Here is an 8,571-nt window from a genome sequence, read left to right as displayed (position 1 = left end):
ATGAGTGAAGTCCAGACGTCCACGTCCCGCCAGGACCGCATAGCGGCCCTGCCCGAGCACCTGCGGGCCCTGCTGCGGGACCGGCTGGCGGGCGCCGAGGCGCCCGCCCCGGCGGCCGCCGCGAGCACCGCGCTGCGCCCGGTCGACCGCGGCCGCCCGCTGCCGATGTCCTTCGCCCAGCAGCGGATGTGGTTCCTGTACGAGTTCGACCCGCAGGCGGTCGGCTACAACTCCTCCTTCGCGCTGCGGCTGCGCGGCGAGCTCGACCACGCGGCGCTGCACCGCGCGCTGGCCGCCGTCGTCGGTCGGCACGAGGCGCTGCGCACCACCTACGACCAGGTGGACGGCGTCCCGGTGCAGATCCCGCACCCGAGCGTGGACATCCCGCTGCCGGTCGTGGAGGCCGGCGGCGGGACGGCCGAGGACCGCGAGGACGAACTGCTGCGGCTGGTCCGCGAGGAGGCCGCCCGGCCCTTCGACCTGCGGACCGGCCCGGTGCTGCGGACCCTCCTCGTGCGGCTCTCCGAGCGCGAGCACGTGCTGGTCCTGAGCATCCACCACATCGCGCACGACGGCTGGTCGCTGTCGATCGTCACCCGCGAGCTCGGCCAGTCCTACGCGGCCGCGCTGCAGGGGCGCGAGGCGGACCTGCCCGCCCCGGGGCCGCAGTACGCGGACTACTCGGTGTGGCAGCGCGAGCGGCTCTCCGACGGGCGGCTCGACGAGCAGCTCGACTACTGGCGCAAGCAGCTCGACGGCGTCCCCGTCCTGGAGCTGCCGACCGACCGGCAGCGCCCCGCCGTGCCCACCGGGGCGGGCGCCTTCCACGAGTTCAGCGTCCCGGCCGAGACCGTCGCCGGGCTGCGCGAGCTCACCGAGTCCGCCGCGGCCACGCTGTTCATGACGCTCACCGCGGCGACCCAGCTGCTGCTCGCCCGGCTCTCCCGGCAGGAGGACGTCGCCGTCGGCACCCCGGTGGCCGGCCGCGACGAGCCCGAACTGGCGGACCTGGTCGGGCTGTTCCTCAACACGCTGGTGCTGCGCGCCCGGATCGAACCGGGCCTCGGCTTCCGGGAGTTCCTCGGGCAGGTCCGCGACACCGTGCTGGCCGGCTTCGACCACGCGGAGGTCCCGTTCGAGCGGGTGGTGGACGCCGTCCAGCCCGAGCGCGACCCCAGCCGGATGCCGCTCGCCCAGGTGCTGATCGTCCTGCAGAACGCCCCCGAGGCTGTGCTCGATCTGCCGGGGCTGACCATGGAGCAGCTCGCCCTGCCGCAGGCGAGCACCGGCTTCGACCTCGTGGTGGCCTTCGAGGAGCGCCCCGACGGCAGCCTCTGGTCGGCGCTGGAGTACAGCACCGACCTGTACGACGAGGAGACGGTGCGCCGCTTCGCCGGCCACCTGACCACCCTGCTCGGCTCGATCGCCGCCGACCCCGACCAGGAGCTGGGCCGGCTCGACCTGCTCAACCCGAAGGAGCACCACCGGCTCACCGTCGACTGGGCCCGCAACCCGGTGGCCTTCCCCGAGCAGGACCCGGTGCACCTGCTGGTGGCCAAGCGGGCCGCCGAACGTCCGGACCAGCTCGCGGTGGTGCGCGGCGAGGAGCAGCTCAGCTACGCCGAACTCGACCGCCTGTCCGGGCTGTTGGCCCAGGTGCTGCGCGAGCGCGGCACCCGCCCCGGGGACGTCGTCGGCATCTGCTGCGAGCGCGGCCCCGCCCAGGTGGCCGCCACCCTCGCGGTGCTCAAGGCCGGCGCCGCCTTCCTGCCGCTGAACCCGCGCTTCCCGGCCGCCCGCCGGGAGCTGATGCTGAGCGAGACCGGCGCCCGGTTCGTGTTCACCCAGCGCTCGCTGGCCGCCGACTTCGCCGGATCGGCCGACTCCGCCGCCTCCGCGGCCGAGCCGCTGGTCCTGGAGGACCTGCGCCCGCAGCTCGACGCGCACACCGGAGCGGTGCCCGAGGGCCTGCCGGTGGCGCCGGACGCGCTCGCGTACATCGTCTACACCTCCGGCTCCACCGGGACGCCCAAGGGCGTGCTGCTGGGCCACGGCGGCCTGACCAACATGATCAACGCCTCGCGGCTGATCGTCGGCACCGGTCCCGACAACACGGTGTGCCAGCTCTCCTCGCCCAGCTTCGACGGCGCGGTCTGGGAGACCTTCCTGGCCCTGGTCTCCGGCGCCGTCCTCGCCATCCCGGCGAACGAGTCCGAGGCGCTCGGCAGCGAGCAGCTGCGCACCATGGCGGCCGGCCGGCCCACCGTTCTCGGGCTGCCGCCCGCGGCGCTGGCGGCGGTCGAGCCCGAGGCGCTGCCCGCCGGCTCGGTGGTGCTCGCCGTCGGCGACCGCTGCCCGGTCGTCCTGGCCCGCAAGTGGTCGCGGGTGCACCGCTTCATCAACGGCTACGGCCCGACCGAGAACACCGTCGGCGCCACCATGTTCGAGGTCCGGGCCGAGGAGGGCGGCACCCGGCTGTCGATCGGGCGGCCGCTGCCCAACACCGAGGTCTACCTGCTGGACCCGCACGGCAACCCGGTGCCGGCCGCCGTCACCGGCGAGATCCACCTCGGCGGCCGCGGCGTCGCCCAGGGCTACCTGGGCCGCCCGGAACTGACCCGCCAGCGGTTCGTCCCGCACCCCTTCGACGACGACCCCAAGGCGCGGCTCTACCGCACCGGCGACCTGGCCGCCTGGCTGCCGGACGGGCGGATCGACTTCCGCGGCCGCGCCGACGACCAGGTCAAGATCCGCGGCTTCCGGGTCGAGCCCGGCGAGATCGAGGCGGCCATGCAGCGCCACCCCGCCATCGAGCAGGCCGCCGTGGTGGTGCGCGAGAGCGACCGCGGCAAGCAGCTCGTCGGCTACCTGGTCGCCGCGCCCGGCCACGACCAGGGCGAGGCGGTCCGCGCGGTCCGCGCGGAGCTGACCGAGGAACTGCCCGCCTTCATGGTGCCGGCCGCGCTGATCCCGATGGACCGGATGCCGCTCACCACCAACGGGAAGGTCGACCGGGGCGCCCTGCCGGACGCCCGGGAGGCGCTGGCCCGCGTCGTCACCCCGCCGGACGGCCCGGTGGAGACCGCGCTGGCCGCGGTGTTCCGCTCGGTGCTGGGCGTCGAGGACGTCGGCGCCGAGGACGACTTCTTCCTGCTCGGCGGCGACTCCATCCTCTCCACCCAGGTGGTCGCCCGGGCCCGCCAGGAGGGCCTGCACTTCACCGCCCGGGACCTCTTCCAGCACAAGACCGTCGCCGCGCTCGCCAAGGTCGCCGGGACGGGCGACGCCGGGCCGGCCGAGGAGGACCCGTACCGCACCGGGCCCGTCCCGCTGACCGCCGTGCAGCAGTGGTTCTTCGAGCACCACACCGTCAACCCGGACCACTTCAACCAGTCCCTGCTGTTCGAACTCGTCCCGGGCACCGACGTCGAGGCCCTGCGCACGGCCCTGGCCGCGCTGGTCGCGCAGCACGACATGCTGCGCGCCCGCTACACCCGCGACGGCGCCGGGGTCTGGTCCCAGGAGGTGGCGGAACAGGCCGACGGGTGCTGGGACTTCCGGCTGCTCGACCTCGCCGGTGCCGGGGACGACGTCGAGGAGCGGCTCACCGAGGCGTTCCGGCAGGCCCAGCGGGGCCTGCGGCTGGCCGACGGGCCGCTGCTGCGCGCCGTCCTGGCCGACCTCGGACCGGACCGCCCGGCCCGGCTGTTCCTCACCGCGCACCACCTGGTGGTGGACGGCGTCTCCTGGCGCATCCTGCTGGACGACCTGCGCTCCGCCTACGCCGATCTGACGGCCGGCCGGCCCGTCCGGTTCGCCCCGCGCTCCACCTCCTTCGGCCAGTGGTCGCGCCGGCTGCGCGAGCACGCCCTGGCCGGCGGCTTCGACGACGAGCTCGCGCACTGGCGGGCGCTGCCCGCAGCCGTCGAGCAGTCCGCCGGGAAGTCCGCCGGGGAGCCCGTCGACACCGGCCGGTTCGGCGACCGCCGCACCGTGCGGCGCACCCTGACCGTGGACGAGACGGAGGCGCTGCTGCGCCGGGTGCCCGGCGCGCTGCGCGCACAGGTCCACGAGGTGCTGCTGACCGCCCTCGCCCAGGCGCTCGCGGCCCAGGGCCACGCGGGCGACGGCGGCACCGTGATCGACCTGGAGGGGCACGGCCGCGAGGAGATCCTGGACGGCGTCGACCTGTCCCGCACCGTCGGCTGGTTCACCACGATCTACCCCGTCCTGCTCGACGTGCCCGCGGACCTCGCGCCGCCCGCCGCCGTCCGGACGGCCAAGCGCCGGCTGCGCGCCGTGCCGCGCCGCGGCATCGGCCACGGCGTGCTGCGGCTGGCGGCGGACGCCGCCGCCCGGGAGGACCTGCGGGTCCCCGCCCCCAGGGCCCGGATCGGCTTCAACTACCTCGGCCAGTGGGACAACCAGCTGCCCGAGGGGGACCGGCTGGTCCTGCGTCACCTGGACCACGGCGGCGGCGACCACGAGCCGGCCGAGACCCGGACCTACGAGCTGGACGTCGCCGCCGCGGTCGAGGGCGGCCGGATGGAGCTGTCCTGCGTGCACGCGGGCGGCCGGTTCGACGACGCGGCCGTCACCGCCCTGCTCCAGGGCGTGCACGAGGCCCTGCGGGCGATCATCCGGGCCTGCGGATGACCGGCCGCACCGGTAACCCGGCCCCGCGGGGCCGACGGCAGAAAGGGACCGAGTGAACGACCAACCCTGGCTGGTGATCCCCCGGCCGCGCCCGGAGGCGACCCGGCGGCTGGTCTGCCTGCCGCACGCCGGCGGCAGCGCCGGCTTCTACCGGCCCTGGGCCAACCACCTCTCGGCGGCCGTCGAGCTCCAACTCGTCCAGTACCCGGGGCGGGAGGAGCGGATCGAGGACCCCTTCGTCGACGACGCCGAGACCCTGGTGGCCGAGCTGACGCAGGCGCTGCTGGAGACCGACCGCCCCGGCGTCGAGACGGTCGTCTTCGGCCACAGCATGGGTGCGCTGCTCGCGTACGAGACCGTGCAGTCGCTGCACGCGCACGGCCTCCCGGTGGCCCGGCTGGTGCTCTCCGGGTACCCGCCGCCGCAGGCGCCGAGCGGAACCGGTGACGCGGCGGCCGGGCGGGCGCCCGCCCGGCCGCGCGGCGACGACGACCTGCTCGCCACCGTCGCGGGCCACGGCGGGACCCAGATGTCGATCTTCGACGACCCGGACATCCGGGAGATGGTCCTGCCGATCCTGCGCAACGACTACCTGCTGATCGACTCCTACCGGCCCACCGCGCTGCGCCCGGTGGACTGCGGGGTCGTGGTGTTCACCGGGGACTCCGACGTCACGGTGAGCGTCGAGCGGGCCCGGGGCTGGGAGGCGCTGGCCGGCAAGGAGTTCGCCTTCCACGTGCTGCCCGGCGGGCACTTCTACCTGACCGCGCAGCGGGCCCGGGTGATCTCGCTGCTGCACGACTACCTGCTGGACGGGGACTGAGCGCCGGCCCGTCCGGGCCCGCGCCACCCCGCCGAATTCCGGCGACTTCCGCCGAACAGTTGGCATCCCCGACCATCGGGTGCCAGCTGTTCGGCATGTCGGAAAACTCTCGGCGAAGGCCCGGGCGGCGCTGGAGTGCGTGTTTCCGCTGAGACTTAAAAGCCTGTTTCCGATGGCGCCGCTGTCGGAGGATTTCGAGCCATGGGACAGCCCGGTCCTCCGGGTTGAACGACCGCTGAGAGGGTCAGGAATGCTGGGCAACGTCGTCATCGTCGGTGGTGGGACATCCGGTTGGATGGCCGCCTCGTACCTGCGCGCCGCATTCGGCGATCGCATTTCCGTCACGCTGGTGGAATCCAAGCGAATCAAGTCCATCGGGGTCGGTGAGGCGACCTTCAGTACCGTCCGGCATTTCTTCAACTACCTGGGCCTGCCGGAGCACGTCTGGATGCCCAAGTGCAATGCCACCTACAAGCTGGGCATCCGATTCGAGAACTGGCGGCGCAAGGGCCACTACTTCTACCACCCCTTCGAGCGTCTCCGGGTCGTCGACGGCCTCCCGCTCACCGACTGGTGGCTGAACAGCCGCTCCGGCGACCGCTTCGACCAGGACGTGTTCCTGATGGCCGCGATCTGCGACGCCGAGAAGTCCCCGCGCTACCTCGACGGCACCCTCTTCGAGCAGGACTTCAAGGAGGGCGGCGACTCGGCCGAGCGCGACACCCTCACCGAGCAGGACACCCAGTTCCCGTACGCCTACCAGTTCGACGCCTCGCTGCTGGCCGACTTCCTCTCCGAGTACGCCACCGAGCGCGGCGCCAAGCACATCGAGGACGACGTCGTCGAGGTCGTCCAGGACGAGCGCGGCTGGATCAGCGGCGTCCGCACCAAGGAGCACGGCCTGATCGAGGGCGACCTGTTCCTCGACTGCACCGGCTTCCGCGGCCTGCTGATCAACCAGACCCTGGAGGAGCCGTTCACCTCCTTCCAGGACACCCTGCCCAACAACCGCGCGGTGGCGCTGCGCGTCCCGGTCGACATGGAGAAGCGCGGCCTGCGCCCGTGCACCACCGCCACCGCCTCGGACGCCGGCTGGATCTGGACCATCCCGCTGTTCGGCCGCATCGGCACCGGCTACGTCTACTCCGACGAGTACACGACGCCCGAGCAGGCCGAGGCCACGCTGCGCGCCCAGATCGGCCCGGATGCGGAGGGCCTGGAGGCCAACCACATCAAGATGCGGATCGGCCGCACCCGCAACGCCTGGGTCAACAACTGCGTCGCGATCGGCCTGTCCAGCGGCTTCGTCGAGCCCCTGGAGTCGACCGGCATCTTCTTCATCCAGCAGGGCATCGAGGAGCTGGTCAAGCACTTCCCGGACGCCACCTGGGACCCGGGGCTGCGCCGCTCCTACAACCGCATCGTCGGCAACACCATCGACGGCGTACGGGAGTTCCTCGTCCTGCACTACAAGGCCGCGGCCCGCGAGGACAACGCCTACTGGCGGGACGCCAAGACCCGGGTGATGCCCGACGGCCTGGCCGAGCGGATCGAGCTGTGGAAGGCCAAGCCGCCGACGGAGGCCACCATCTTCCCGCACTTCCACGGGTTCGAGTCCTACTCCTACCTGGCCATGCTGCTCGGTCTCGGCGGCATCGAGCTCAAGGCCCCGCCCGCGCTCGCCCTGCAGGACTCCACCCGCGCGGAGAAGGAGTTCCAGCTGCTGAGCGACCAGTCGGCCGAGCTCCTGAAGCGCCTGCCCAGCCAGTACGAGTACCTCGCCCAGATGCACTGACCCGTCCGCGCCCCGAGAAAGGAGGCACCATGGACAGTCTTCCGTACGTACCGGCCGCGGTGACGCTCGCTCTGCTCGTCCCCGTGGCACTGCTCGGACGCCGCCTGGCCAAGCTGCTGCGACAGCCTGAGATCGTCGGCGAGATCATGGCCTGCCTCCTGCTCGGTGCGCTGCTGGCGAGCCAGTGGCACTGGAAGCCGGCCACCATGGACGGCGGGGCCGTCCTGGAGAAGGCGGGCCACCTCGGCCTCGCGCTCTTCCTGGTGGGCGCCGTCCACGAGATCCGGGCCGGCGGCAGCCGGCTCGGCGGGCGGACCATCGCCCTGACCGCCACCGGTTCGCTGCTGCTGCCGCTCGGCTGCGGCGTGGCGTTCGCCGCGTGGGTCCTGGCCGACGGCTCCCCGGCCCTGCGCGGCGGCGCACCGGCCGGGGTGCTGGTCCTGATGCTGGCGATCGCCCTGGCCGTCACCGCCGTCCCGGTGCTGGCCGGCATCCTGGACGACCGCGGCATGCTCAACACCGCGATCGGCCGGCTCTGCATGGCGGTCGCGGTCTCCATCGACGCCGTCACCTGGTCGCTGCTGGCGATCGCGGTCGGCCTCTCGCACGGTGGCGGGAAGATCACCCCGTACCTGGTGTTCGTCGTCGGCCTGCTGGGCGCGTGGGCGATCCGCCGGGCCGGCGGCCTCCCCGGGCCCCGGGCCTGGGCCGAGCGGATCCCGGTGGCGGTGCCGATCGGGCTGACCACCGCCGCGGCGGTGGCCGCCGCCCTGACCACCTCGCGGCTGGGCCTGACCGACGTGCTCGGGGCCGTCCTGGTCGCACTCGCCCTCCCGGGCGACAGCGGGACCGGGCCCTGGACCAGGGCCGCCAACACCGTCGGCGGCTGGGGCCGGTTCGTGCTGCCGCTGCTGTTCACGGTGACCGGCATGGGCCTCGCCTCGGCGCCGCTCAGCGTGTTCTCCTGGCAGGCCGTCGTCCTGTCGGTCGTGCTCGCGATCTTCGGCAAGCTGGTCGGCAGCTACTTCGGCGCGCGGGCGGCCGGCCGGCCCCGGGTGGAGTGCATGCGGATCGCGGTGTTCCTCAACGCCCGCGGCCTGACCGAGCTCGCCGTCCTCCAGACGGGCTACCAGGCCGGGATCCTCACCCCGGCGCTCTTCCTCGCCCTCGTCGTGATGGCCCTGTTCACGACGGTGCTCAGCGGCCCGCTGCTGTGGGTCATCGACCGGCGCACGGCGGACGCGGACGCGCCCCGGACCGCGTCGCCGGTCCCCTACCCAGTCGAGCGGTGAATCAC

At 73.6% G+C, this 8,571-nt stretch carries 4 protein-coding genes; all 4 read left to right on the top strand.

The window, feature by feature from the left end; all coding sequences use genetic code 11:
• Positions 1 to 4,656, top strand: a complete 4,656-nt coding sequence (locus ACIOJE_RS30660; RefSeq protein ID WP_400780657.1) for an amino acid adenylation domain-containing protein — start codon at positions 1 to 3, stop codon at positions 4,654 to 4,656.
• Positions 4,657 to 4,708: 52 nt separating this feature from the next.
• Positions 4,709 to 5,479 carry a thioesterase II family protein gene (locus ACIOJE_RS30655; protein WP_400780655.1) on the top strand — a complete coding sequence of 257 codons (771 nt, stop codon included), beginning with the start codon at positions 4,709 to 4,711 and terminating at the stop codon, positions 5,477 to 5,479.
• A gap of 250 nt (positions 5,480 to 5,729) precedes the next feature.
• The gene (locus ACIOJE_RS30650) at positions 5,730 to 7,274 is read left to right on the top strand and encodes a tryptophan 7-halogenase (protein ID WP_280684677.1); all 1,545 of its coding nucleotides are present in this window, start codon (positions 5,730 to 5,732) and stop codon (positions 7,272 to 7,274) included.
• A gap of 29 nt (positions 7,275 to 7,303) precedes the next feature.
• Positions 7,304 to 8,566 carry a cation:proton antiporter gene (locus ACIOJE_RS30645; RefSeq protein WP_280684676.1) on the top strand — a complete coding sequence of 421 codons (1,263 nt, stop codon included), beginning with the start codon at positions 7,304 to 7,306 and terminating at the stop codon, positions 8,564 to 8,566.
• Positions 8,567 to 8,571 lie beyond the last annotated feature (5 nt).

Origin of the sequence: Kitasatospora sp. NPDC087861 (genome assembly GCF_044742585.1) — a bacterium.
In the GTDB taxonomy this organism is placed as follows: domain Bacteria; phylum Actinomycetota; class Actinomycetes; order Streptomycetales; family Streptomycetaceae; genus Kitasatospora.
The sequence above is the reverse complement of the archived record's forward strand: the minus strand, read 5'-3'. Positions and strand labels throughout refer to the sequence as shown.